Source organism: Micromonospora sp. WMMD882 (assembly GCF_027497255.1).
In the GTDB taxonomy this organism is placed as follows: Bacteria; Actinomycetota; Actinomycetes; order Mycobacteriales; family Micromonosporaceae; genus Micromonospora.
On record NZ_CP114903.1, the window covers coordinates 1,439,629 to 1,465,257 of the forward strand.

At 74.5% G+C, this 25,629-nt stretch carries 27 protein-coding genes; 9 read left to right on the plus strand and 18 right to left on the minus strand.

Annotation, left to right across the window (positions count from 1 at the left end; translation table 11 throughout):
• Position 1 precedes the first annotated feature (1 nt).
• A complete protein-coding gene (locus tag O7606_RS05390) occupies positions 2-457 on the minus strand; it encodes a hypothetical protein (RefSeq protein WP_281597935.1) in 456 nt (151 codons plus the stop codon).
• 115 nt (positions 458-572) lie between these two features.
• Here O7606_RS05390 and O7606_RS05395 point away from each other — a divergent pair, with 115 nt between their 5' ends.
• Positions 573-2,279 (plus strand): acyl-CoA dehydrogenase family protein, encoded by a 1,707-nt coding sequence (locus tag O7606_RS05395; RefSeq protein ID WP_281597936.1) that lies wholly within the window; start codon positions 573-575, stop codon positions 2,277-2,279.
• A 13-nt stretch (positions 2,280-2,292) separates the two neighbouring features.
• Here the strand turns inward: O7606_RS05395 and O7606_RS05400 are convergent, their stop codons facing one another.
• Positions 2,293-3,294 carry a tyrosine-type recombinase/integrase gene (locus O7606_RS05400; RefSeq protein ID WP_281597937.1) on the minus strand — a complete coding sequence of 334 codons (1,002 nt, stop codon included), beginning with the start codon at positions 3,292-3,294 and terminating at the stop codon, positions 2,293-2,295.
• 82 nt (positions 3,295-3,376) lie between these two features.
• Positions 3,377-3,808 carry an Hsp20/alpha crystallin family protein gene (locus tag O7606_RS05405; protein ID WP_281597938.1) on the minus strand — a complete coding sequence of 144 codons (432 nt, stop codon included), beginning with the start codon at positions 3,806-3,808 and terminating at the stop codon, positions 3,377-3,379.
• Between the two features lie 156 nt (positions 3,809-3,964).
• Here O7606_RS05405 and O7606_RS05410 point away from each other — a divergent pair, with 156 nt between their 5' ends.
• The 4 genes from O7606_RS05410 (at position 3,965) to O7606_RS05425 (ending at position 7,187) form a co-directional block, all read left to right on the plus strand.
• The gene (locus tag O7606_RS05410; protein WP_281597939.1) at positions 3,965-4,456 is read left to right on the plus strand and encodes an HNH endonuclease; all 492 of its coding nucleotides are present in this window, start codon (positions 3,965-3,967) and stop codon (positions 4,454-4,456) included.
• 252 nt (positions 4,457-4,708) lie between these two features.
• Positions 4,709-5,290, plus strand: a complete 582-nt coding sequence (locus O7606_RS05415; RefSeq protein WP_281597941.1) for a maleylpyruvate isomerase N-terminal domain-containing protein — start codon at positions 4,709-4,711, stop codon at positions 5,288-5,290.
• 535 nt (positions 5,291-5,825) lie between these two features.
• Complete coding sequence (locus tag O7606_RS05420; protein ID WP_281597943.1) at positions 5,826-5,999, plus strand: hypothetical protein; 174 nt, start codon at positions 5,826-5,828, stop codon at positions 5,997-5,999.
• A 606-nt stretch (positions 6,000-6,605) separates the two neighbouring features.
• Positions 6,606-7,187: a hypothetical protein gene (locus tag O7606_RS05425; RefSeq protein ID WP_281597944.1), complete on the plus strand. Its 582-nt coding sequence runs from the start codon at positions 6,606-6,608 to the stop codon at positions 7,185-7,187.
• A gap of 191 nt (positions 7,188-7,378) precedes the next feature.
• Here the strand turns inward: O7606_RS05425 and O7606_RS05430 are convergent, their stop codons facing one another.
• Positions 7,379-7,546 (minus strand): hypothetical protein, encoded by a 168-nt coding sequence (locus tag O7606_RS05430; RefSeq protein WP_281597945.1) that lies wholly within the window; start codon positions 7,544-7,546, stop codon positions 7,379-7,381.
• 13 nt (positions 7,547-7,559) lie between these two features.
• Entirely contained in the window at positions 7,560-8,039 is a 480-nt protein-coding gene (locus tag O7606_RS05435; protein WP_281597946.1) for a DUF1992 domain-containing protein, read from the minus strand.
• 114 nt (positions 8,040-8,153) lie between these two features.
• On the opposite strand from O7606_RS05435, the gene O7606_RS05440 reads away from it, so the two are divergent.
• Together O7606_RS05440 and O7606_RS05445 are read left to right on the plus strand one after the other, a co-directional pair.
• The gene (locus tag O7606_RS05440) at positions 8,154-9,326 is read left to right on the plus strand and encodes a hypothetical protein (RefSeq protein ID WP_281597947.1); all 1,173 of its coding nucleotides are present in this window, start codon (positions 8,154-8,156) and stop codon (positions 9,324-9,326) included.
• Positions 9,327-9,550: 224 nt separating this feature from the next.
• On the plus strand, positions 9,551-9,892 hold the full coding sequence (locus O7606_RS05445; protein WP_281597948.1) for an RNA polymerase-binding protein RbpA: 342 nt from the start codon (positions 9,551-9,553) through the stop codon (positions 9,890-9,892).
• A gap of 53 nt (positions 9,893-9,945) precedes the next feature.
• Here O7606_RS05445 and O7606_RS05450 read toward each other — a convergent pair whose 3' ends face one another.
• From O7606_RS05450 to O7606_RS05490, 9 genes are all read right to left on the minus strand, one after another.
• Entirely contained in the window at positions 9,946-10,467 is a 522-nt protein-coding gene (locus O7606_RS05450) for an FxsA family protein (RefSeq protein ID WP_281597949.1), read from the minus strand.
• A 61-nt stretch (positions 10,468-10,528) separates the two neighbouring features.
• Positions 10,529-11,272, minus strand: a complete 744-nt coding sequence (locus O7606_RS05455; RefSeq protein ID WP_281599501.1) for a polyprenol monophosphomannose synthase — start codon at positions 11,270-11,272, stop codon at positions 10,529-10,531.
• A gap of 88 nt (positions 11,273-11,360) precedes the next feature.
• Positions 11,361-12,953, minus strand: a complete 1,593-nt coding sequence (lnt, locus tag O7606_RS05460; protein WP_281597950.1) for an apolipoprotein N-acyltransferase — start codon at positions 12,951-12,953, stop codon at positions 11,361-11,363.
• 548 nt (positions 12,954-13,501) lie between these two features.
• Positions 13,502-14,848 (minus strand): glutamate mutase L, encoded by a 1,347-nt coding sequence (locus O7606_RS05465; protein WP_281597951.1) that lies wholly within the window; start codon positions 14,846-14,848, stop codon positions 13,502-13,504.
• Positions 14,845-15,237 carry a hotdog domain-containing protein gene (locus O7606_RS05470; RefSeq protein ID WP_281597952.1) on the minus strand — a complete coding sequence of 131 codons (393 nt, stop codon included), beginning with the start codon at positions 15,235-15,237 and terminating at the stop codon, positions 14,845-14,847. The genes O7606_RS05465 and O7606_RS05470 overlap by 4 nt, the downstream gene beginning before the upstream one ends.
• Positions 15,234-15,986, minus strand: a complete 753-nt coding sequence (locus tag O7606_RS05475) for an OAM dimerization domain-containing protein (RefSeq protein WP_281597953.1) — start codon at positions 15,984-15,986, stop codon at positions 15,234-15,236. The genes O7606_RS05470 and O7606_RS05475 overlap by 4 nt, the downstream gene beginning before the upstream one ends.
• A complete protein-coding gene (locus O7606_RS05480; RefSeq protein ID WP_281597954.1) occupies positions 15,983-17,566 on the minus strand; it encodes a lysine 5,6-aminomutase subunit alpha in 1,584 nt (527 codons plus the stop codon). Before O7606_RS05480 ends, O7606_RS05475 begins: the two co-directional genes overlap by 4 nt.
• A complete protein-coding gene (locus O7606_RS05485; RefSeq protein ID WP_281597955.1) occupies positions 17,563-19,128 on the minus strand; it encodes an amidohydrolase family protein in 1,566 nt (521 codons plus the stop codon). The genes O7606_RS05480 and O7606_RS05485 overlap by 4 nt, the downstream gene beginning before the upstream one ends.
• A 5-nt stretch (positions 19,129-19,133) precedes the next feature.
• Positions 19,134-20,189 (minus strand): zinc-binding alcohol dehydrogenase, encoded by a 1,056-nt coding sequence (locus O7606_RS05490; protein ID WP_281597956.1) that lies wholly within the window; start codon positions 20,187-20,189, stop codon positions 19,134-19,136.
• A 140-nt stretch (positions 20,190-20,329) separates the two neighbouring features.
• On the opposite strand from O7606_RS05490, the gene O7606_RS05495 reads away from it, so the two are divergent.
• Positions 20,330-21,739, plus strand: coding sequence for a lysine 2,3-aminomutase (locus O7606_RS05495; protein WP_281597958.1), 1,410 nt, complete (start codon positions 20,330-20,332; stop codon positions 21,737-21,739).
• A gap of 70 nt (positions 21,740-21,809) precedes the next feature.
• Here the strand turns inward: O7606_RS05495 and O7606_RS05500 are convergent, their stop codons facing one another.
• The gene (locus O7606_RS05500; protein ID WP_281599502.1) at positions 21,810-22,004 is read right to left on the minus strand and encodes a CsbD family protein; all 195 of its coding nucleotides are present in this window, start codon (positions 22,002-22,004) and stop codon (positions 21,810-21,812) included.
• Between the two features lie 152 nt (positions 22,005-22,156).
• On the opposite strand from O7606_RS05500, the gene O7606_RS05505 reads away from it, so the two are divergent.
• Complete coding sequence (locus tag O7606_RS05505) at positions 22,157-22,723, plus strand: histidine phosphatase family protein (RefSeq protein ID WP_281597960.1); 567 nt, start codon at positions 22,157-22,159, stop codon at positions 22,721-22,723.
• Between the two features lie 39 nt (positions 22,724-22,762).
• On the opposite strand, the gene O7606_RS05510 is transcribed toward O7606_RS05505, so the two are convergent.
• From O7606_RS05510 to O7606_RS05520, 3 genes are all read right to left on the minus strand, one after another.
• Entirely contained in the window at positions 22,763-23,239 is a 477-nt protein-coding gene (locus O7606_RS05510) for an Lrp/AsnC family transcriptional regulator (protein ID WP_281597961.1), read from the minus strand.
• 74 nt (positions 23,240-23,313) lie between these two features.
• Entirely contained in the window at positions 23,314-24,456 is a 1,143-nt protein-coding gene (locus O7606_RS05515; RefSeq protein WP_281599503.1) for an acyl-CoA dehydrogenase family protein, read from the minus strand.
• A 12-nt stretch (positions 24,457-24,468) separates the two neighbouring features.
• A complete protein-coding gene (locus tag O7606_RS05520; RefSeq protein WP_281597962.1) occupies positions 24,469-25,623 on the minus strand; it encodes an MFS transporter in 1,155 nt (384 codons plus the stop codon).
• Between the last annotated feature and the right edge of the window lie 6 nt (positions 25,624-25,629).

Here is a 25,629-nt window from a genome sequence, read left to right on the forward strand (position 1 = left end):
GTCAGTACGGGTCGCCGCAGATCCGCCACCCGTCGTCCTCCCGCACCACGGTGAGGTCACGGTGTTCGCTGCCGCCGCCGTCGCGGGTCAACCGCACCGCGACCGTGCCGGTGGGTCGGCCGCCGCGGGTGCTCACCGACACGTCGGTCACCTGGTGGCCGGTCACCACCGGCGGGGTGCGGGTCCACGCGGCGAACCCGATCGGGCTCCACCGGCTGCGCGCCGACGCGCACAACCGCCGGTAGGCGGCCTCGGCGTCGCCGGCGGTCAGGTCGGTGAGGAACGTCTCGGCGGCGTCGCGTACCGGCCCGTCGGCCTGCCGGACCGTCTGCACGTTCCACACGCCGAGCCCGGCCACCCCGACGCAGCACACCCCGGCCGTGGCCGCGGCGACGGCCGCGCCGACCCGCGCCGGGCGGCGTGGCCGGTGCGGTCGGGACCACTGCGCCGAGGACATGATGACCCACGGTAGAGAATCCGACACCTGCCGCGCAGGCGCTCGCCGCTGACGGCGCCGGCAGGCATCGTCTACGGTCGACGCGTCCCCGTCGTCGTCCCGGCAGGAGTGCCGCATGGCCCGTTTCGTGCAACCGGCGCCGGTCCCCGGCGACCCGTACACCGGTGATCCGCTGCTGCGGTCGTGGCTGGACCGGCAGCTCGGCGCGGCCGGACACGACGCGGCGCGGCAGCGGCTGGTCGACCTGGCCGCCGACGTGGTCGGGCCGCTGCGCGCCGCGCACGCCGACGCCGAGGCGCGCCCGCCGACGCTGACCCGCTACGACGCGTGGGGCGGGCGCATCGACCGGGTCGACACCAGCGCCGGCTGGCAGACGCTGCGGGCCGCCGCCGCCCGGCACGCCCTGGTCGCCCTGCCCTACCTGCCGGAGGCCCGCGGCACGTGGGGCGCGGCGGCCCGGGTCGTGCAGCACGCCCTGCTGCACCTGTACGGGGCGGAGTCGGCGACGTTCTCCTGCCCGGTGGCGATGGCCGACGGGGCCGCCGCGCTGCTGTCGCGTCCCGAGGTCGACCCGCGGGTGCGGGCGGCGTGGCTGCCGAGGCTGGTCGCCACCGACCCGCGGGTGGCGGTCACCAGCGGGCAGTGGATGACCGAGTCGCAGGGCGGCTCCGACCTGGCGCGTTCGGGCACGGTGGCCCGGCCCGCCCGGGACGGGTCGTGGCGGCTGACCGGGGAGAAGTGGTTCTGCTCGGCGGTGGACTCGGCGGTGGCGGTGGCGTTGGCCCGCCCGGAGGGCGCCGGCCGGGGCAGCCGGGTCCTCGCGCCGTTCCTGGTGCCCCGCTACGCGGTGGACTCGCCGTTGGCCGACGACGGCGGGGATCCGGGCGCGCCCGCCCCGGGGGTGCGGGTGCGCCGGCTCAAGGACAAGCTCGGCACCCGGGCGTTGCCGACCGCCGAGGTGGGGCTGACCGACGCGTACGCGTGGCCGCTGGGTGACCCGACGCAACCGGGTCTGGCGCGGGCGATGACGCTGGTGGTGGTGACCCGGCTGCACAACGCCGCCGCGGCGGCGTCGGGGATGCGGCGGGGCCTGGCGTACGCGCGGGCCTGGGCGCAGTCGCGGCAGGTCGCCGGGGGCCGGCTGGTCGACTCGCCGCTGCACCGGGCCACGCTGGGCACGGCGGCCGTGGACACCGCCGGGGCGTTCGCGTTGGCCGGGCACGCGTTCGCGCTGCTGGGCCGGGTGGAGGTGGGCGCCGACCCGGACGCCGCCGCCGAGCTGCGGATCATCGCGCCGCTGGCGAAGCTGGTCACCGGTCGGCTCGCGGTTGCCTGCGCCAGCGAGTACGTGGAGGCGTTCGGTGGGGCCGGCTACGTCGAGGACACCGGCGTGCCGAGGTTGCTGCGGGACGCGCAGGTCCTGCCGATCTGGGAGGGCACCACCAACGTGCTGGCCCTGGACGTGCTGCGGGCGGTGGCCCGGGAGGACGCCGCCCGGCCGCTGCTGCGTCGCCTCGCCGCCGCCGCGCACACCGCCCGGGGCCTGTCCCCCGCGCTGGCCCGTACCCTCACCGAGAGCACCGAGCAGCTACGGGACGCGTTCACGGCGGTCGCCGCGGACCCGGACGGGGTGGAGACGGTCGCCGGGGCCCGGGCGGTGGCGGCGCGGGCCGGGCACGCGTTGGCGGCGGCGCTGCTGGTCGAGCACGCCGCGTGGGGCGACGAGCCGGCCGAGGTGGCCGCCCGGCTGTGGGCGCGGCGCTGGCTGCGGCACGAGGACATCGCCGTGGACGCCCACCAGCACCTGGAGGCGCTGTGCTGACCGGGCCGGCGGGTCAGCCGGGCGTCCGGCGGGACCGGGCGGCCCAGATCACGTACGCCGGGTCGCGGTCCAGGTTGTGCCGGTCCCGGTCGTAGCGGCGGGTGGTGCGCGGGTCGGCGTGGCCCATGGCGTCCTGCACGTCTTCGAGGGGTACGCCCTCGGCGCGGGCGGTGGTGGCGAACGCGTGCCGCAGCGAGTGCGGGGACAGCCGCGCCCAGGAGGCGATGCCGGCGTCGCGGGCCAACCGGCGGACCAGCCGGAACACCGAATGCCGGTCCAGTCGACCGCCGGTGGCGGTGACCAGCAGCGGCCCGGTCAGCTCGGCCGGCGGCAGGCCCTGGGCGGCGGCCCGCTCGGCCAGGTAGGCGTCCACCGCGTACGCGGTGGGTGGCGTCAACGCCCGCCGCCGGGGCCGGCCGCCCTTGCCGACGAAGCGGACGCTGCGGTGTCCGCGCTCCACCCCCAGGTCGGTCAGGTCCAGGCTGACCAGCTCCCCCACCCGCAGACCCAGGTCGGCCAGCAGCGCCACCACGGCGCGGTTGCGGGCGGCGGTCGGGCCGGTGTCGGCGTGCGCGGCGGCCAGCAGCGCGTCCACCTCCTGCGGGCTGAGCCCGACGGTGGCCGAGTGGTCCCGGTCGACGCGGGGCCGGTCGGCGCCGGCGACCGGGTTGGCGTCGACCGCGCGCAGCTTCACCAGGAAGTCGTACCAGCTGGACACCGCCGACAGGCGGCGGGCGACGGTGGCCGGGGTCAGGGGCCGGCCGGTACGCGCGCCGACGCTGCCCTCCAGCGCGCGGGCATACGCGTTGACGTGCAGGAACGTGGCGCGCAGCGGGTCCAGGTCGGTGTGCGCGCACCAGGTCAGCCAGGCGGTGACGTCCCGCCGGTAGGCGTCGCGGGTGTGCGCGGACAGCCGACGGTTGGCCAGCCACGCCTCGGTGACGTCGACCGGCGCGGCGGGCAGCGCCGGCGTGGCCGTGGGACGGGGCAGCACCGGCACGTCGGGTGGGGGCATGGCTAGAGGTTCTCAGGTTCCGGCGGTGACGGCGACCATGCGGGTGGGGCGTGTCGGCGGGGGCACGCCCCACCCCCGGGGGTCAGCCGTCGATCTCCTTGCGGCCGTGGCCGTCGCGGGCGGCCGTCACGGCGACCCGGCGTGGCTTGGCGCGCTCGGCGACCGGGATGCGCAGGGTGAGCACCCCGTTGTCGTAGCCGGCTTCGAGGCGGTCGGTGTCGAGGGTGTCGCCGAGGAACAGCCGGCGGGTGAAGACGCCCATCGGTCGTTCGGCGGCAACCAGCTCGACGTGGTCGCCGGTGGGTCGGTGACGCTCGGCCCGGACGGTGAGCACGTTGCGCTCCACGGTGCAGTCGATGCTGTCGGGGCGCACGCCGGGCAGGTCGAGCACGGCGTAGAAGTGGTCGCCGTCGCGGTAGGCGTCCAGGTGCATCACGGTCGGCCGGGCGGCGGCGCCGAAGACCTGGTCGGCGAGGCGGTCGATGTCCCGGAACGGGTCGGTGCGCATCAGCATGGTGTGCCTCCTCGGCTCTCCTGGTACCGAAGGATCAGGTTGAGTCCAGGTGACTCAACTCGCTTCTTTGATACCGCGTCCGCGTCAGGTCGTCAAGTCGACGCCGGGCGGGTCCTGCGCGCCGCAGCGTCACACCCGGCTCGTACGCTGCCGCGCATGCTCTCCGGCGTCACCGGGCTGTCCCGGCACTTCACTCCCGACAGCCTGCGCGCGCACCTGCTCGCCCGCGCCGTACGGGCCGGGACCGGCTGCCTGATCGTCACCGGCTACGGCGCCCGACGCGGCGTGCACCAGAAGGTCGCCGGACGCGCCTGGGCGCACATCGCCGCCTACGCCGTCTTCGTCGGCGACTACGACCCCCGGCTGGAGGTCGACCATGTCTGCGGCGTCCCCGACTGCATCGAGCCCACCCATCTGCGGCAGGTGACGCACGCGGAGAACTGCCGCGCCCGGGAGCGCGCGCCGCGCTGCCGCAACGGCCACGACCGGGAGGTCGACCCCGCCACCGGCGCCTACCGTCGGACCTGCCGCGCCTGCAACCGCGACGCCCAACGCCGGTGGCGGCAACGGCAGGCCGCCGAGGTGGCCCGGGCCCGGCAGGCGTACGGGGTCGGCGTGCCGCCGGCGCGCCCGGACGGGCGCGGGTGAACGTCGCTCGCCGGCAGCGCTGATCGACCGGTCGGGCGACCGCATTACACCAGCGTAGTTCTTTACGCACCTTAACTGTCATTATGATGCACTACCTCTATGCCCGTTTTGTCCACGCGAATTATCGGATTGTCATTTCCGGTAATCCGATAATTGCTGAAAGGGAGGCCGGTGGCGCTCGCCACCGGGCCCCGGGTCAGCGGGGAGAGAAACAGGGTGGACAGCCGACAGGGCGAAGGCGAGTGTGGACCGATGAGCCAGGAAACCGTGGGGGGTCAGGCGGTACGGCGCGCGACGGCCGAGATGCTGCGGGCGCTGGAGCCCCACACGTCCGCCGACTGGAGCGTCCCGGCGGGCAGCGTGCGGTGGAGTTGCCGGGACACCGCCGTACACGTCGCCCACGACCTGCTCGCCTACGCCGGGCAGGTCGCCGGCCGACCCGCCGACGGATACCTGCCGTTGGACCTGACCGTCCCCGGGTCGGCCGGCCCGGCCGACGTGCTGCGGGTCGTCACCGCCTGCGGCGCGCTGCTGGCCACCGCCGTCGACGCCGCCGGACCGGACGTCCGCGCCTGGCACTGGGGGTCGTGCGACCCGGAAGGCTTCGCCGCCATGGGGGTCGCCGAGGTGCTGCTGCACACGTTCGACATCACCGCCGGCCTCGGCGTGCCGTGGCAACCGCCGGCCGACGCCAGCGCCGCCGTGGTGAACCGGTTGTTCCCCGACGCTCCCGCCGGGCCGCCAGTCCCGGTGCTGCTGTGGCTGACCGGCCGCGCCCCGCTGGGCGACCGGCCCCGCCGCGCCGCCTGGTCGTGGCGGGCGGCCCTGGGCTGACCGGCGTCACCGCGCCGGACAGCAGCGGTCATCAACGACGGTGCGTCCGCCGTCGCCCCGATGACCGCCCGGTATCCGGACACCGAAACCCCGTCGGTGACCTGCACGGCCCCAGCCCGGCCCAACCCGCCCGGGGAGACCCAGGCGACCGCTGCCAAGACGCCGACCGCAGCCAACAGCCGCCCAGCCCCGCTGGTAGCTCGTGATTCTCGTTTCATGGGGGTCGACACCGTAGAAACGAAAGCAGCCGGAAACCCGGGCCGAACGGCAACCGCGCGCCCCCGACGATCGTCAGGGTTGACCAGTCCGCGTTCTCTGTCACACAGCCGATGATCAACCCGCCACCTGCTCGCACCGCCACCAGGGCGAGGGTGACTCGGCCACCTCGCCACATCAGCAGGCCGCGCCCGTCGACGAGCACCAAGTCGACGCGCCGGCAAGTCGCAGAGGTCGCACAACATGTTCGACGGGGACAACCCGTGATGACGTTTGCACTCCCGTTCAGACGACGTCGTCTGATGAGGGAGGAGCACACATGCAGGGATGGATCGCAGCGGCCTACACGGTGGCCGTGGGAGCGTCATTCGTCTTCGCCGTGGCTTTCGCCGTGGCGTCCCGCAGCGAGAAGAAGCGCGCTGACGCCTACAAGGTCCTGGTGAGGCTGGCGGTGCTGATGGCCCTCGCCGCCGCCGTCATCTTCGCCCTGTAGGGAACCGACGGCCAACCGGCGGTCCGCTGGGCCGGGACAGGGTGTCGCGTCCCAGCGTCTCGCTGGGCCGGGACAGGGTGTCGCGTCCCAGCGTCTCGCTGCCCAGCGGACCGTCTACCCGGCCCGAACCAACTTTGCCCGGTGCTCGGAATGCCGGAATCCGGCGACATCATTATCAGATTGCTGGGTTGCGGCGTTTGCGCTGGCTGCGGTCCAGCCCGCGCAGCCCTGTCGTTGGTGTCGCCCAGGTCGACCGCCGGGGCCCGCCGTGGGGTGGTGGCCGGGGTCGGCTGGCGGGGAATGGCCGGTGGGGTGGGTCGGTTGTATCCCCGGTACGGCCGTAGCCCTCTTCGAGCGGGCGGGTGGTCGGGGTGGCCTCGGGGAATGGGGCCGGCCCGTCGGTCGTTACACCATGTCCACGCCGTTGGAGCAGCCCGCCGTGCGGGCCTGGTAGATCCCCCGGTCCCCTCCTCCGGCGCGGTGACATTCCCCCTGGATCTTTCTCAGAGCGCCCGTACGCGAGGTGCTTGCGCACAAACGCCCGTGCCTGCCCGTGTGGGTGGTGTGTCCGGGCGCGTGCGTCAACCCCCGAATGGAGCTTTGATCATGAACAAGCTTATTCAGCGTGGTGTGCTGTCCATCGCCGGTCTGACCGCCGCGGCCGGAATGGTCGCTGGCCCGGGTCTGTCGCAAAACACGACCCCCGCGATGGCGGGTAAGCCGGCGGCGGCGACCCAGCAGGTGTCGGTCGACAAGCTGCTGCCCAACGGTGTGCCGGCCGGGCAGTCGACGGCGCCGCTGAACGGCGAGCAGACCGCGAACGCCAAGGCCATCATCGAGGCCACGAAGAAGGCCGGCATGGACGAGCGGGCCGCCGTGGTCGCCATCGCCACCGCCCTGCAGGAGTCCAAGCTGGAGAACCTGGGTCACCTGGGTGACCGTAACGACCACGACTCGCAGGGCCTGTTCCAGCAGCGCCCGTCCAGCGGCTGGGGCACGGTCGAGCAGATCACCGACCCCGAGTACTCCACGATCGCCTTCCTGAAGGGCCTCAAGCAGGTCGACGGCTGGAAGGACATGCCGCTGACCCAGGCCGCGCAGAAGGTCCAGGTGTCGGCGTACCCCGACCACTACGCGCAGTGGGAGAAGCAGGCCGCCGACCTGGTCGCCGAGCACTGGAACAGCTGACACGCAGAACAGGCTGAGGGCCCCTTCCCGAGCGGGAAGGGGCCCTCAGCCGTTTCCGCGCGATCGCGGCTACGCGACAGGCGGGGGTGTGGCGGTGGGCGGCTGCTCGTGCTGGCCGGTGGCGGCCGTGGCCGCGAGCTGCCGGGGTGGTGTGCGTGCGGGTAGGGCCTTGTAGAGGGTGGCGATGGAGGTCAGGGACCGGTCGGGTTCAGCGAGCGGTTGGAGCGTGTAGGCGACCTTTTCGGGGTCATGGCGGGTGGGCGGCCGAGGCGTCGGCCGCGGGCGGCGGCGAGGCCCTCGTCGGTGTTGGCGACGATGATGGTGCGGATGAGCTCGGCCAGGGCGGCGAAGACGAACATGCCCCCGCCGGGACTAGCTGCTGCGGTCGCGCCACGGCCACCAGCGGCGGCGTCGCCGACCCGACCGGTCGGGCGCAGGCGCGACGCGGGTCGGCGTCGGGGCGGGACCGGCCGCACGGTCGGCGCGCCACCGCCGCGTCACCGCGTCGACGTCGACCGGGCGGACCGCCACCCGGGGGCCGGTGGGGGTACGCAGCCACGCCATGATCTGCGCGTTCAGGTCCTGCGCGTACGCCCGCACGGCCGTCTCGGTGGGCAGGTCACGGACCTCGGCGGAAAGTTGCTCGACGCGTCTGCGCAGCAGCAGCGGGGTGGGCAGGAACAGGTCGGAGGGGATCGACTCCCGCTCCAGGAAGCTCTTGATCCACCACTGTTCGTCGTAGGGTTGGTCCCGGCCGGGCAGCGGACGGCCCGCGCCGGGCAGGTTGTCGAACTCGCCGCGCTGCGCAGCGGCGCGGATCTGCGCCTCGACCGTCGCCTCCCACGCCTGCACCCGCGCCTCCCCCGTCGTGTGGCTTCCGTCGGGTCGCCACCCGGGCGTCCCGTCGGATACAGCGTGCCGGACCGGTCGGGCATTCCACCACCGGTGGCCTAGACTTCGCCCTCGATGGACGACCAGGCGAGCCCCGTCGAGACCCGGCCCTGCGCGCACTGCGGACGCGACGTGCCGCAACGCGCCGGCGCGGGACGGCCCTTCCGGTACTGCCGGGACAACGACGGGGACTGCCAGCGGGCCTCCCGAAACAGCCGGATGCGGCACCGTAACGCCCCCGGCCTGCCGGGGCAGGTGGCACGGACCTGGGAAGCGGTGGACCGGCTCGACCAGATCGTGGCGACGCTCACCGAGGCGCTGCACGCCGAGCTGTCGCCGGTCGGGGTGCAGCGCCAGCTCGCGCAGGTCCGCGCGGATACCGCCGCGGAGGTCGCGGCGGCCCACGCCGAACGCGACGAGGCCCGGCGGGCGGTCGAGGACGCCGAGGCCGCCGCGGCGGCGGCCCGCCGGGAGACCCGCGCAGCGGTCGCGGCCCGCGACACCGCCCACGCGGAGACGGCCCGGCACGCCGAGGCCGCCGCGCAGGCCGCCGACCTGGCCTCGGCGGCGCAGGCGGCCCGCGACGCCGCGCAGCACGCCGCCAGCGCCGCCGAGGCGCTGCGCGCGCAGGCCGAACGGGACCGTGACGCCGCCCGGCACGACCTGCGGACGGTCCGCGCGGAACGGGACACCGAACGGCGACTGGTCGCGGAGCTGACCACCCAGCGCGACAGCGCGCGGGCGCAGGCGCAGCGCGCGGACGCCGACGCGGCCGACGCCGCCGCCCGGGAGAGCCGGCACCGGGCCGACGCGGAGGCGGCCCGACGGGACGCCGACACACAGCGGGCCACCGCCGAGACGGCCCGGGCGCAGGCCCGGGCGCACCGCGCCGACGCGGAGGCGGCCCGACGGGAGGCCGCCGACGCGGCGCGGGCCGCGGAAGCGGCCCGCGCCGACGTCGAGGCGATGCAGGGGGAGATCGCCGCGACAGCCCAGCGGGCCCGGGAGGAGGTCGCCGCGGCCACCGCGCAGCGGGACCGGGTCGCCGGCGAGATCGACGCCGCCCGGCAGGCGGCGGCCGTCACGCAGGCGCGCCTGGCGGAGATGACGGCCCGGTTGCGGGCCGCCGAGACCGACCGGGACGCGGCCACGGCCCGGGCGGCGCAGCTCGCCGACCAGGTCAGTGACCTGGCGGCGGCGCTGGTACGGCTCGGCGCGGGGCAGGGCCCGGCCGCGTCGTCCCGGTGAGGCGACCGACCGGCGGCGGGCGGTCGTCGCCGGGGGCCGGTGGGCCGGTGCGGGTACCATACGTGGTGCCAGCCGACACGCTCCCGCCGTGCGCGACCGGCCGGGGCCAGGCGACGGCAGCAGACGGACGTCACCGCGTCACCGCCCGTGATCAGGGAATGCGCCCGTCGCGGCGGGCCGTTACACCGAGAAGACCAGCATCACCAACCGAGGGGAAGCCGAACATGGGCGAGCGCATGCTGCGCGGAAGTCGTCTGGGCGCGGTCAGCTACGAGTCCGACCGCAACACGGAGCTCGCGCCGCGTCAGACCCGCGAGTACCTGTGCGCCAAGGGCCACCAGTTCGAGGTGCCGTTCGCGGTCGACGCCGAGGTGCCGACGACCTGGGAGTGCAAGTTCGACGGCAGCGTCGCCCGCCTGGTCGACGGCAGCGAGCCCGAGCAGAAGAAGGCCAAGCCGCCGCGCACGCACTGGGACATGCTGCTGGAGCGCCGCTCGGTCGCCGAGCTGGAGGACATCCTCGCCGAGCGGCTGCAGGAGGTCCGCACCCGCCGCGGTCGCGCCTGATCCACCGACGTGCGCAAGCCCCCGGGTGGCGACACCCCGGGGGCTTGCGCACGTCAGCGGCCCGGTTCGACGATCTCGCCCTCGATGGCGGCGGCCGGGCCCGGCTCCGCCGCCGGCGGGGGCGGCGGCGGGTCGGCCGGTCGCGGCGCGCCGGGGCGCACCCGCACCCGGCGGGGACCGAACAGGTCACCGGCGGCCATCGACGACATGCGCCGCTCGGCGACCGCACGCACCCCGCCGCCGGCCAGCCGCCGCAGCGGCGGCGTCAGCAGCAGCACCCCGACCAACCCGGACAGCAGGCCCGGCGCGGCCAGCAGCACCGCCCCGAGCAACCCCACCAGACCGTCGGTGAGGCGCGGGCCCGGAGGCTGGCCCGACTCCACGCCGGCCCGGAAGCCCCGCCAGGCACGCATGCCCTCCCGGCGCAGCAGCAGCAGACCCGTCAGGGACGCGGCGAACACCACCAGCACCGCCCACCCGAACCCGATGGCCCGGCCGACCAGCACGAACACCGCCAGCTCGGCGACCAGAGCGGCCAGCAGCCCCAGCGGTACGAACCTCCACCTGCGGCGCATCACACCCTCGATCCCGGCCCTCGACGACGTCCGACCTGCTCAAGCATGCCACGGTCGGCGGTCACGGCCAGCGGCCCGGCACCGCCCGGCGGCGGGTCCACCGGCGGTCCTGCAGCCCCCACGCGGTGATCCGCCACAGCGCCTCCAACACGATCCACGGGCTCATCTTGCTGGCGCCGCGTTCCCGCTCGGCGAACGTGATGGGCACCTCCACCATCCGCGCCCCGGCCCGGTGCAGCAGCCGGGACAGCTCCACCTGGAACGCGTACCCGCGTGACGACACCGACGCCAGGTCGACCCGGTCGAGGGCGCGTAGCCGGTACACCCGGTAGCCGCCGGTGGCGTCGGAGACGGGCATCCGCAGCGCCCACCGCGCGTACAGGTTGCCGCCGCGGGACAGCAGCAGCCGCCGCCACGGCCAGTTCAGCACCCGCGCGCCGTGCCGCCAGCGGGAGCCGATCACCACGTCGGCGTCGCGGGCGGCGTCCAGCAGCGCCGGCAGGTCCTCGGGGGCGTGCGAGCCGTCGGCGTCCATCTCGACGACCGCGTCGTAGCCGTGCCGCCGCGCCCACGCGAACCCGGCCAGGTAGGCCGCGCCGAGACCGTCCTTGCCCTGCCGGTGCAGCACGTGCACCCGGTCGTCGGCGCGGGCCAGGTCGTCGGCCAGCGCGCCGGTGCCGTCGGGGCTGTTGTCGTCGGCGACCAGCACGTCCACCGTCGGCGTGCACCGGCGTACCCGGTCCACGATGCCGGTGAGGTTGTCGGCCTCGTTGTAGGTGGGCACCACCACGAGCACCCGTCCCATCTGCGGTGACCCGGCCTGCCGGCCGGTGCGCTCGCCCACTGTGCCGACCTCCCCCCGTCCGCCGGCCCCGCGGGCCGGCTGCCGTCTCCTATCCGGGTCCGGACGCGCGCCGCCGGCGGCGGGTCACGGCCGCGGCGGCCAGCGCGCCCGCGGCGGCGGCTGCCAGCAGCCCCTCCGGCCACGCCCCCAACCGGGTGGCCAGGGTACGGCCGTCGGCCGGTCGCATCTGCCGGAGCACCACCGCGGCGGTGTTGAACCCGGTGGAGGCGTCTACCCGCCCGTCGGGGGCGACGAACCCGGACACTCCGACCGTGGAGGCCATCAGGGCGTCGCGGCCGTGCTCGACGGCCCGCAACCGGACCATCGCCATCTGCTGCAACGCCTCCGCCTCGTCGAAGGTGGCGTTGTTGGTCTGCACGACCAGCAGTTGCGCGCCGCCGGTGACGGTGTCGCGGACCACGCCGTCGTAGGCGACCTCGAAGCAGATCACGTCACCGACGACGGCGGCGCCGGTGCGCAGCACGCCCGGTTCCGTGCCGGGCACGAAGTCCGCCCGGATCCGGTCGACCTGACTGCTGACCAGGCGGGCGACGTCGCGCAGGGGCACGTACTCGGCGAACGGCACCGGATGGCGTTTGGTGTAGAGCTGGTCGGTGTCGGGGCCGCTGCCGGGACGCCACAGCAGCCCCGCGTTGCGCACCTGCCCCGGGCCGGGGCCGCGCAGCACCGCGCCGACCAGGATGGGCGCGTCCACGGCGTCGGCGGCCTGGGAGATCCGCGCCCCGGCGGACGGGTCCCGCAGCGGGTCGATGTCGCTGGAGTTCTCCGGCCACACCACCAGGTCGGGGCGGCGGGCCTGCCCGGCGGTGACCCGCCGGGCCAGGTCGAGGGTCGCCTCGACGTGGTTGTTCAGCACCGCCTGGCGTTGGGCGTTGAAGTCCAGGCCGAGGCGGGGCACGTTGCCCTGCACGATGGCCACCGTGACCGGCTCACCACCGCCGCGCAGCCCGACCGGGGAGAGCAGGCCGGCGACGAACACCGCGGCCAGCCCGACGGCCGGGGCCGCCAGGGTCGGCCAGCGGGGGCGCCGCGGCTGCCACGCCAGCGTCAGCAGCAGACCACCGGCTACGGCGACGGCGCAGGTCACCAGGGGAGCGCCGCCGATCGCGGCGAGCCGCAGCAGCGGCGAGTCGCCCTGACTGAACGCCAGCCGCCCCCACGGGAACCCCCCGAACGGGGTACGGTCGCGCAGCGCCTCCTGGCCGACCCACAGCAGCGCGGTCAGCGCCGGCCAGGCGGCGCGGCGCCGGTCGACCAGCGGCGACACCCAGGCGGTGGCCGCGCCCAGCAACGCCAGGTAGGCGGCCTGCGACACCGACAGCAGCAGCCACGGCAGGTTCCCGGTGTGCAGGTTCGTCCAGGCCAGCAGCGGCGCGAACAACGCCACACCGGTCAGGAAGCCCAGACCCGCCCCGGCGCGGACCCGGCGGCGGTGCGCGGCGGCGGCCAACGCGGCCACCCCGACCGGCGCGAGCGGCCACCACCCGTACGGGGGGAAGGCGGCCAGCAGCGCCAGCCCGGCCGCCACCGCCAGCGGCCCGGCCACCGCCAGCGGCAGCGGCCGGGCCGGGGCGGGCACGGGCGGCGTGGCCGCCGGCCGGGTGTCGTCCAGCGTCGTCACCGGCACCTCACCTTTCGCCGTCGTTCCGGGCGAAGGCTACCCGCCCGCGGCCGACCGGCAGCGGGCGAGACCGGGTCGGGCCGGTAGCGCGCTGTTCCGGGCGCAGGGCGAACTGATGCGCGTGCGGGCCCGCGCCGAGAAACAGCGGAACGACCCGGAGACGAAAAATCGGGGCGCGGCTGACGCCGCGCCCCGATGCTCCCAGGCCCTTCCCGGCCGGTGGGGCCGAAACCAGACACGTCGACCTTCGGACCGACCTGGCGGTGGGCTGGCTGCCCCCGCCGGGCCGTTGTCTACTGGCCGTGCGCCTCGTCCTGCCCGGACACCGGTAACCGCGGCCGGTCCGCGCCGCCCCGCCGACCCCCGCCCGCTGGACCTGGCCGCCCGCGACCCGTGAAGGTCGCTCGGCCAGCGGACGAAGGGACGAAGCGAACAACAGCCGCTTCCCGTGGTAGGACTCAAAGACGGTACGTGCTGCCCCCCGGGGACTGTCAACCCGTCCCAGGCCGGTCGGGCGTGTCGCGCCCGGCGAGTCCCCGCCACACCCGTCAGGGCCGGCCGTCCGGCCACGCCACCCGGGCCAGCACCGCCCGCGCCGCCGCCGGATGCTCCGCCGCCAACAGACCCGCCGCGGCCAGCACGTACGCCGAATCCACCACCGGCCGTGCCGCCCGCGGCACCGCCCACCCGCCGGCATGATCCGACAACACCGCCGCCAGCACCGCCGCCGCGTCGGCCGGCGCGGCGTGCCGCACCACCCCGCCGGAACCCACCAGCAGCCGCACGTCCCGCAGATCCCGACCCGCCCGCTCCCCGGTGGCCGCCCCACGGGCGTGCCGACGCACCGCCACCGTCGCCGCCAGCCCCGCCAACCGCCGGTCCACCGCCGCGTCGAGCGGGCCCACCGGCACGAACCCCGGATCCGCCGCCCGCGCCCGCGCCGCCACCGCCAACCCGTCCGCCTCGACCGGATCCAGCAGCCGCTCCGCCACCGCGGCCCGCACCACCCCCGGCGCGCTCCACCGCATCCCCAGATCACCCTCCACGGTGCGGGCCCGCCACAGCGTCCCCGTCACCTCCCGGGCCGGGCCGTCGGCCCGCTCGTCCGGCGTCAACACCGAATACACGTCGGTGGTGGCCCCACCCACGTCCACCACCGCCAGGTCACCACCGTGCGCCTCGGCGAGCACCGCCACCCCGGTCAGCACCGCGTCGGGGGTGGCCGCCCGCACCAGCCGCCCGAAGCGCGGCCCCCGCGACAGCCGCTTCCCGCCGATCACGTGCCGCAGGAACACCTCCCGGATCGCCGCCCGCGCCGACGCCGCCGCCAGCACCCCCAGCCGCGGCAGCACGTTCTCCGCCACCGTCACCGGCACCCCCGCCCCGGCCAGCAGCCCCGCCAGCTCGTCACGCACGGCCACGTTGCCGGCCAGCACCGTCGGCACCCGCCAGCGGGCCCGCGCCAACCGGGACGCGTTGTGGGCGAGCGTGTCGGCGTCCCCACCGTCGGTGCCCCCCACCAGCAGCACCACGTCCGGACGGGCGGCCCGTAACGCGGCCAGCTCCGCCGCGCCCAACCGGCCGGCGGCCACGTGCACCACGTGCGCCCCCGCCGACAACCCCACCCGCCGGCCCGCCTGCGCCGTCACCAACGGCTCGTAACCCACCACCGCCAGCCGCAACCCGCCACCGGCCGACGAGCACACGTACCACGGCACGCCGTCGACCCGCCGGCCCCCGGCCGCCGCCGCGACCGCCGCGTCCAGACCACGCAGCACGTCCGAGCCCACCGTCGTACGGGCCGACGCCGACCCCACCAGCACGCCCGCGTCGACGTCCACCAGCGCGGCCTTAGTCCAGGTCGACCCGACGTCGGCGCACACCACCACGCTCACGCCGACGCCGGAACGACCACCGTGCCGGTCGCGGTCACCGCCACCACCGGTGGATCCAGCACCTCCGCCGCCGAGGCGCCCCGCTCCGGGCGCCCCCGGCACACCACCACGCACGCCAACTCCAACGTCCGGCTACGCGAACCCACCCGGACCACCCGCGCCGTCACCTCCACCACGTCACCGGCCCGCACCGGCGCCCGGAACCGCACGTCGGCGTACCCGGCGAACAGACCCTCGTCACCGTCGGTCCGGATGCACACCTCGGTGGCCACGTCCCCGAACAGACCCAACGCGTACGCCCCGTCGACGAGGTTGCCCGCGTAGTGCGCGTGCGCGTACGGCACGTACCGCCGGTGCGTCACCGTCAACCCCACCCGCGCGTCGGTCATGCCCCCGCCCCCCTGCTCGTGATCAACGCGTGCACCAGATACGACGCCACCTCACCGGGCGTGGTGCCCCGACCGAAGATCCGGTCCACGCCCAGCTCCACGGCCATCGACTCGTCGAACCGGGGGCCACCGACCACCAGCAGCGGACGCCGCCCCGCCGGCATCGCCTCCCGGAACGCCGCCGACATCTCCCGCGTGTTGTGCAGATGCGCGTCGCGCTGCGTCACCACCTGCGACACCAGCACCGCGTCCGCCCGCTCCCGCCGCGCCGCCTCCACCAGCTCCGGCACCCCCACCTGCGCGCCCAGATTCGTCACCGACAACTCCCGGTAGTACTCCAGGCCCTTCTCCCCCGCGATGCCCTTCACGTTGAGGATCGCGTCGATGCCCACGGTGTGCGCGTCCGTGCCGATACACGCCCCCACCACCGACAGCTTCCGCCGCAACCGCCGCTTCACCACCGTGTTGACCTCCTTCGCCGACAACAGGGGGAAGTCCCGCTCCACCACCCGCACCGCCGCCAGGTCCACCAGATGGGCCACCCGCCCGTACACCACGAAGAACGTGAACCCGTCACCCATCTGCTTCGCGTGCACCAGCATCGCCGGATCCAGGCCCATCTTCGCCGCGAGCTGCAACGCCGCCCCCTCCGCCCGCTTGTCGTGCGGCACCGGCAACGTGAACGACACCTGCACCATGCCGTCACCCGTGGTGTCCCCGTACGGCCGCACCACCGGCCCGCCGTTCACGCCGACACCGCCGCGCCGGCCCGCGCCGGCCGCTCCAGGATCTCGGTGGCCGGATTGAAGTAGTCCTCGTCGTGCCGCGCCACCCCGTCCAGGCCCCGCCCCCGGTCCGCCGGCCGCCGCATGATCCCGAACGTGCCCTCGGCGATCGCCGTCAACAACGACCGCTCCCCGATCCGCTCCAACAACCGCACCGCCTCGGCGAGCACCTCGTGCGCCCGCCGCTGGATGAACCCGCCCGGCGCCGGCACGAAATCCTCGTGCAACCCGCCGGCCGCGCCCAACACGTACCGCACGTTCTGCAGGGCGATGTCCCGGTCCGACAACCACGGCGTCACCACCGCCTCGGTCATCATCCCCACCAGCAGGATGCCCTGCCCCGTCATCGCGCCCACCAGGTTGAAGAACCCGTCCAGCAGGTTCCCCCGGAACACGTCACCGGTCATGTGCTTCGTCGGCGGCATCCACTTCAACGGCGCGTCCGGGAACAACTCCCGCGCCAACAACGCGTGCGCCAACTCCAGCCGGAACGACTCCGGCACGTCCGGGTTGATCTCGAACGCGTGCCCCAACCCCAACTGCCAGTCCGCCAGCCCCGCCTCGTGCGCGAAGAACTCGTTCAACAACTGCGACACCGTCACCGTGTGCGCCTCGTCCACCGCGTCCGCCGTGGTCAGGTAGTTGTCCTCACCGGTGTTGATGATGATCCCCGCCCGCGCGTGCACCTGCCGGGAGAACCGCTGGTCCACGAACGTCCGGATCGGATTGATGTCCCGGAACAGGATCCCGTACATCGAGTCGTTGAGCATCATGTCCAACCGCTCCAGACCCGCGAGCGTCGCCATCTCCGGCATGCACAACCCCGACGCGTAGTTCGTCAACCGCACGTACCGGCCCACCTCCCGCGACGAGACGTCCAACGCCGCCCGCATCAACCGGAAGTTCTCCTGCGTCGCGTACGTCCCGGCGAAACCCTCCCGGGTCGCGCCCTCCGGCACGTAGTCCAGCAACGACTGCCCCGTCGACCGGATCACCGCGATCACGTCCGCCCCCGCCCGCGCCGCCGCCTGCGCCTGCGGAATGTCCTCGTGGATGTCCCCCGTCGCCACGATCAGGTACACCCACGGCCGCCGCGCCGGATCCCCGTACCGCCGCACCAGCCGCTCCCGCTCGACCCGCCGCCGGTCCACCCGCCGGATCCCCGCTCCCACCGCCCGCCGCGCCGCCCGCCGCGCCGCCGTGGCCGCCCGCCCCGACGGCGCGACGAACCGCACCGACCCGGCGGCGGCCTTCTGCGCCAGCAACGTCACGTCGACGATCTCCTCCCGGGCCAACGCGTCGAACACCGGCGCCGCCACCCCGTGCCCCAGGCCGACGTCCGCCACCACCGCGTCCACCAGCCGGTTCACCCACGGAATCCCGTCCGGGTCCGCGCCCGTCACCCCGGCCAACCGCAGCACCGCCCGCTCCACCGACACCGTCGTGTGGCTGCGCGCCAACTCCACCACCGGCTGCCCGGCCCGACGCGCCAACTCCCGCGCCCGCGCCACCAGCACCGGATCCAGGTCAAGTTTGCCTGTCACGACGACCCTTCCTCGAAGATCACGTCACCACGCGACACCGTCCGCCGACACACCGGCAACGGCGTCGGATCCGCCGCCCCCCGCGCCTCCGGATCCGCCGCCTGCAACACCGGCAACCCCCGCCGCGTGCCCGCCGGCGTCGACCACACCGCGAACGTCGCCGGCGCGCCCAACGCCAACACCCCCTCGCCGTCGCGGCGCACCGCCCGCCACCCGCCCCGGGTGTGCGCCGCGAACGCCGCCGGCACGCTCATCCGCTGCACCGGATTGTGGTGCGCCGCCGCCGCCCGCACCGCCCCCCACGGATCCACCGGCGTCACCGGCGAATCCGACCCGAACGCCAACGCCACCCCCACCGAGTGCATCGCCCCCATCGGATTCGACTCCCACGACCGCTGAAGACCCAGCCGCGACTCGTACATCCGACCCGCCCCACCCCACAACCGGTCGAACGCCGGCTGCACCGACGCCACGATCCCGTACTCCACGAACCCCGCGATCAACCGCCGGGTCATGATCTCCGCGTGCTCCACCCGGTGCCGGCCCGCCCGCAACCGGTCCACCCCGACCCGACCCGCCGCGCCCGCGAACCCCTCCAGCACCGTCGAGATCGCCGCGTCCCCGATCGCGTGGAACCCGCCCTGCACCCCGTGCGCCACACAGTCCAACAGATGGTCACGCACCTGCTCGGCGCTCAGATAACCGTGCCCGCACCCCTCGGCGTCCCGGTACGGCTGCGACACGTGCGCCGTCCGCGACCCCAACGCCCCGTCGGCGAACAGATCCCCACCGGCGCCCACCGCGCCCAGCTCCCGCGCCCGCGCCGCCCCCGACAACTCACCCCAGTACCCGTACACCTCCGGCACACCCGCCCCCGACAACGCCAACAGGCCGGTGAAGTCCTCCTCGTCGGAGATCTCCGGCCCACCGCACTCGTGCACCGCCGCCACCCCCGCCGACGCCGCGTGCGCCAACGCCACCCGCTGCGCCGCCACCCGCTGCGCCCGGGTCACCGACGCCCGCGCCGCCGCCCGCACCACATGGTGCGCGTCCCGCCGCAACCAGCCCGACCCGTCGAACCCCGGCTGCCGCGCCGCCTGCGGACACGCCGCCAGCAACGCCGACGACACCAACGCCGAATGGATCGACGCCTGCGACAGGTACACCCGACGGCCACCCGCCGCCCGGTCCAGCGCCGCCGCGTCCGGCAGCTCCCGCGCCGACCAGGTCGACTCGTCCCACCCGTGCCCCAGCACCACCGCGTCCGCCGGCAGACCCGCCGCGAACCCGGCCACCGCGTCCAACAGCGCACCGGCCGACCGCGCCGCGGACAGGTCCAGCCCCGACAGCACCAGACCCGTGTCGGTGACGTGCACGTGCGCGTCCACGAACGCCGGCGTCACCAGCGCCCCCGCCAGGTCCACCACCCGGTCCGCGGCCGGCGCGTCGGCGTCCGCCCCCAACCAGGCGATCCGGCCGTCCCGCACCAGCAGCGCCGTCGCGCTCGGATCCGCCGGACAGTGCAACACTCCACCGCGGTACAGCGTCGAGGGGTTCGTCATGACGATCAGTCTGCCGCCAACCGGGCCTCGAACAAGCCCCGTACCCCGGGCTCCGAACGCACCAGCTCCAACGCCAGATCCGCGTGACCCGGCACGTACCCGTTGCCCACCAGCATCGTCACGTCCGCCGCCAGGCCCTCCGCGCCCAACGCCGCCGCCGCGAAACTCGTCGCCATCGAGAAGAACACCACAGTCCCGCCGTCCGCCGTGGCCAGGATCGCCCCGTGCTCGCAGCCGGGCACGTCCACACAGACCACCGTCACGTCCGCCGGCGTCCCCAACGCCGACGTCACCGCCGTCGACAGCGCCACCGGATCCCGGGCGTCGGCCACCGCCACCTGCGTGGCCAGCCCGGCCGCCGTCAGCGCGTCCCGCTCCGCCGCCGACGGCACCACCCCGACCGTACGGGTCGCGCCCGCCCGTCGCGCCGCCGCCAACGACAGCGACCCGCTCTTGCCCGCGCCCCCGATCACCGCCACGCCCACCCCGCGCCCGGCGCCGGACTCCCGCGCCACGTACCCGGACACCACCCGCGCGGTCAACGCCGGCGCGCCGCACACGTCCAGCACCGCCAGGGACAGTTGCGGGTCCTCGTCGGCCGGCAGCACCGCCGCGGTCGACCGGGCGAACAGGATCGCCCACCCGTCGCACGGCGCCTGCTCGCCCCGGCCGTCCCACCGGGCCAGCCCGTCGGTGACCGTGAGCGGGGTCAACGTCAACGACACCAGGGTCGCCACCCGGTCACCGGCGCGCAGACCCAGCGGCGAGCGACGGCCGGCCTCCTCGACGGTGCCGATCAGCATGCCACCGGAGCCGGTCACCGGGTTGTGCATCTTCCCCCGGCTGGTGATGATCTCCAGCACCTCGGCGCGGACCCGCTCGCCGTCCCCGCCGTGCTTCTCCGACAACTGCCGGAAGCTCGCCGCGTCCAGGTTCAGCCGCTCCACCCGGATCCGCACCTCGTTCGGCCCGATCTCCCGGGCGGCGTCCAGCCGCCACGCCGCCTGCGGCAGCACTCCCGCCGGGTCCACCACGCGATGCAGTCCTACCGGTGACGTCACGCCCACCTCCCTGTCCGGCCGCGCGAAGCTCCGGTCAAGACTCGCTTCGCGGGAAAACTTACGGCAGAATAATTTCTCTGCCGGATAATTTCCAGTAGCCTCCGGCTCGCTGACAGCGGCAACCGCACCGAGGAGGGTTCGTGACACAGACACAACCGGTGGAGACGGTCAGCCTGTCCCACCCCACCCCGGTCACCACGCCGACCGCCGGCCAGCCCTACGAGTACCGCCGCGCCCCGCTCGTCGAACCGGACTGGACCCGCTTCCCCGGCTGGCGGCACGTCACCCGCGACCAGTGGGAGTCCGCCCAGTGGCAACGCGCCAACTGCGTCAAGAACATCAAGCAGCTCCGCGCCGTCCTCGGTGACCTCGTCGACGAGACCTTCTACGCCGACCTCGACGCCGACCAGCGCGCCCTGGCCACCATGTCGATGCTCGTCCCACCCCAGATGATCAACACCATGTCACCGGCGGCCCCGCCCACCACCGAGGCGTTCCTGGCCGACCCGATCCGCCGGTACATGATCCCGGTCGCCAGCGACCGCCGCGCCGACTGGCCCTCGCACCCCTACGCCAGCCGCGACTCACTCCACGAGCACGACATGTGGGTGGCCGAGGGGCTCACCCACCGCTACCCCACCAAGGTCCTCGCCGAGCTGCTCTCCACCTGCCCCCAGTACTGCGGGCACTGCACCCGGATGGACCTCGTCGGCAACTCCACCCCGGCCGTCGACAAGCTCAAGCTCACCCTCAAGCCCGTCGACCGCTACGACGCGCACGTCGACTACCTCAGGGCCCACCCCGGCGTCCGGGACGTCGTGGTCTCCGGCGGGGACGTCGCCAACGTGCCGTGGCGCAACCTGGAGTCGTACCTGATGCGGCTGCTGGGGATCGAGACCATCCGCGACATCCGACTGGCCACCAAGGCGCTGATGGGGCTGCCCCAGCACTGGCTGCAACCCGACGTGGTCGAGGGCCTCGAACGGGTCGCCCGCACCGCCGCCCGCCGCGGCGTCAACCTCGCCATCCACACCCACGTCAACCACGCCCAGTCGCTCACCCCGCTGGTCGCCCGGGCCACCCAGACCGCCCTCGACGTCGGCGTCCGCGACGTACGCAACCAGGGCGTGCTCATGCGCGGCGTCAACGCCACCGCCGCCGACCTGCTCGACCTGTGCTTCGCGCTGCAGGGCGAGGCCGGGATCCTCCCGTACTACTTCTACCTGTGCGACATGATCCCGCACGCCGAGCACTGGCGGGTCCCGGTCTGGCATGCCCAGCAGCTCCAACACGACATCATGGGCTACCTGCCCGGATACGCCACCCCGCGGATCGTCTGCGACGTCCCGTTCGTCGGCAAACGCTGGGTCCACATGCTCACCGAGTACGACCGCGAGCGCGGCATCTCGTACTGGACCAAGAACTACCGCACCTCGATCGAGTCGGCCGACCTGGAGGCGCTGGACAAGCGCCACCCCTACTACGACCCGATCGACACCCTGCCCGAGCCGGGCCGGCGGTGGTGGGCCACCCACCGCGCCGACGACTGAGCCACCAGGGGGCGGCGCACAGACGGTGGGGGCGTCCGGTCACGTGACCGGACGCCCCCACCGTCGTTGTTCACTTCGTGAAAGCGTCTCGCACATCCCGACCGGCGTCCTTGACGTGCTCCCCGGCCTGGCGGGCCCGGGCGTCCGTCTGCTGCGCGGCGCCCTCGCCACGCATGCGCTCGTTGTCGGTGGCGTCACCGATGCGCTCCTTCGCGGCGCCGGTCAGCTCGTCGGCCTTGTTCTTCATCTTGTCGGCGAAACCCATCTTCACCACTCCCTCCGGCTGTTCCGGCCCGTCGTCGGGCCATGACTTCGGTGTGCCCACTGGAGGCTGGCTGGAAACGTTCTGGGTGGGGCTCACCACCCCTATGGCATCCTAGGAAGATAGGCGGAATAGGGTGCTGGTTGACTGGGGCCATGGGAGAACTCCTGCTCGTACGGCACGGCGAGACCGCCTGGAGCGCCGCACGTCGGCACACCTCGTACACCGACCTCGAACTCACCGCCGACGGCGAACGCCAGGCCCGCGCGCTACGCGACCGGCTCACCGACCGGACCTTCGTCGCCGTGCTGGCCAGCCCCCGCCGACGCGCGCTACGCACCGCCGAACTCGCCGGCCTGCCCGTCACCACCGTCGACGAGGACCTGACCGAATGGCACTACGGCGCGTACGAGGGCCGCACCACCGCCGACATCCACACCGAACGCCCCGACTGGACCATCTGGCACGACGGCTGCCCCGACGGCGAGTCACCCGACCAGATCGGCGCCCGCCTCGACCGGCTGCTGCGCCGGGTCACCCCGCTGCTCGACCGGGGCGACGTCGCCCTCGTCGGCCACGCCCACGCCCTGCGCGTGCTCGGCGCACGCTGGATCGACCTGCCAGCGTCGGCCGGCGGGAAACTCCGACTCGACACCGCCACCCTCAGCGTCCTCGGCCAGGAGCACGGCCGCCCGGTCATCCTCGGCTGGAACGCCCGCTGAGCCGGCATCGGCCACTCCCCCGACCGGCGCTCGCGCCCGTCACCCGACCGGTACGCCGTCGCTCGGCCGGCCCCGCCCAGCCCCCGGCGGACGCTTCTCGTACGGAGTGGACAGCACCACCGTCGTCCGGGTCGTGACGTTCGCCGCGGTGCGGATCTCCTGCAGCACCCGCTCCAGGTCCGCCGGACCGGCCACCCGCACCAGCAGCAGGTAGAAGTCCTCCCCCGCCACCGAATAACACGAATCGATCTCCGGCAGGTGGGCCAACCGCTCCGGCGCGTCGTCCGGCTGCGACGGGTCGAACGGCCGGATCGCCACGAACGCCGTCAACGGCAACCCCAACGCCTCGAACGACACCTGCGCGGCGTACCCACGGATCACGCCCCGCTGCTCCAGCCGCCGCACCCGCTGGTGCACCGCCGACACCGACAACCCCACCCGCTCGGCCAGGTCGGTGTACGACAACCGGCCGTCCACGCCCAGGGCGCCGACGATCGCGCGATCGATCTCCTCCACGGCGGCCAACCTACCGGGAAAACCCTTCCCCGGCGACGACCTTCCCCGCCGCGGCCCGCCCCCGTGGAACCCGGTCAGCCCTTCGCCAGCGCCCGGGAGATCACCAGCCGCTGGATCTGGTTGGTGCCCTCCACGATCTGCAGCACCTTGGCCTCCCGCATGTACCGCTCCACCGGATAGTCGGCGACGTACCCGGAGCCGCCGAGCACCTGCACCGCGTCGGTGGTCACCCGCATCGCCACGTCGGTGGCGAACAGCTTCGCCTTGGCCGCCTCGATCGAGTACGGCCGCCCCGCGTCCCGCAACCGCGCCGCCGCCAACGTCAACGCCCGCGCCGCCGACACCTGGGTCGCCAGGTCCGCCAGGGTGAACCCGAGGCCCTGGAAGTCGATGATCGGCTGGCTGAACTGCCGCCGCCCACGGGCGTAGGACACCGCGTGGTCCAGCGCCCCCTGGGCCAACCCGACCGCGCAGGCGGCGATGCCCAGCCGGCCGGAATCCAGCGCCGACATGGCGATGCCGAACCCCGACCCTTCCTCGCCGACCAGCCGCTCCGCCGGCACCCGCACGTCGTCGAAGGCGATCTGCGCCACCGGCGACGACCGTAGCCCCATCATCTTCTCCGCCGCCTGCGGCACGACGCCCGGCGTGCCCGCGTCGACAAGCAGACAGGAGATGCCCTTCGCGCCCGGCCCGCCGGTACGGCAGAACACGTTGTAGAAGTCCGCGGTGTGCGCGTGCGTGATCCACGCCTTCGTGCCCGACACCACGTACCCGTCGCCCTCGCGCGTCGCGCGGGTGGTCAACGCGGCCGCGTCCGAACCGCCCTGCGGCTCCGACAGGCAGTACGCCCCCAGCAGCTCCCCGCCGAGCATCTCCGGCAGCCGACCGCGCAGCTTCTCGTCGCCGTAGCGGGAGACCGGATAGCAGGCCAGGGTGTGCACGCTGACCGCCTCGGCCACCGCCAACCACCGGCTCGCCAGGATCTCCAGCACCTGCAGGTACACCTCGTACGGCTGACCGGCGCCGCCCTGCTCCTCCGGGTACGGCAGGCCGAGCAGCCCGGCCCGGCCCAGGACACGCAGCGGCTCCCGGGGGAACTCGCCGCGTTCCTCGTACTCGGCGGCCCGGGGCGCGAACTCCCGGTCGGCCAGCTCGGTGGCCAGGTCGAGCAGGTCTCGGGCCTCGTCGGTGGGGAGGATCCGGTCGACAGTCAGCACCCCGTCAGCTTAACGCTCGTTCGGGCCGACCGGATCGGGTGGTCGGACGACCGCGTCGACGGTGGGCGGATCCGCCGGGTCGGGCTGCGCGTACGCGCGGGCGACGGCGGCCCGGTCGAACACCCGCCAGGTGGCCGCGGTGACCAGCGTCGCCACCACGAACCCGACCCAGTACGGGGCGGTCAGCCCGAACCGGGCCACCAGCGCCCCGCCCAGCAACGCGCCGACACAGTTGCCGCCGGCCACCACGAACAGGTTCACGCTGCCCACCCGCCCCAACAGGCGCGGCGGAGTGAGCCGCTGCCGAAGCGACACCGCCACTATCCCCCACAGCGCGCCGTGCACCCCGAACAGCGTCAACGCGGCGCCCACCAGCCACGGATCCGGCGACATCGCCAGGACCAGGTGCAGCAGCACCTCGGTGAGCAGGCCCAGCCGGATCGTCCACGTCGCGGTGGCCCACCTGATCAGCCGGTCACCGACCACCGAGCCGAGCAGGCTGCCCGCCGCCAGGCAGGTCAGCAGCAGGCCGTAGCCGACCTCGCCCAGCCCGAGGCGCTGCTCGGCGACCAGCACCAGCATCGCGTACGCGGCGGTGAGGGTGACGTTCAACAGCCCGATCAGCACCGCCATGGCGCGCAGCAGCCGCTGCCCGGCCAGCCAGCGGATCCCCTCGAGCAGGTCGGCCCGGGCCGACCGGACCCGGGTGTCGGGGGTCGGCCCGAACGAGCCGGCGAGCCCGGCGAGGAGCACCGCGCCCACCGCGTAGGCGGCGGCGTTGGCGAGGAACGGCGCGCTCGCCGCGAGGACGAACAGGAACCCGCCGAGCGGGCCGGCGAGCATGCCGTGCGCCACCATGGCGCCGCCCACCAGCCAGCCGTTGGCCCGTTCCAGGCGCTCGCGCGGCACCACGGCGGGCACCAGCGCCTGACTGGCCGTGCGGTTCAGGATCTCGCCGGTGTTCAGCAGGAACAGCACCACGTAGAGCAGGGCGACGGTGACCAGCCCACCGACGATGGCCGCGCCCAGCCCGGTCAGCGCGGCCACCCGCAGCCAGTCCACGACGATCATCAAACGGCGGCGGTCGACCCGGTCGACCAGCACGCCGCCGGGCAGCGCGAAGAGCAGCCACGGCAGCCAGGCCACCGCGAACGCCCCGGACACCAGCAG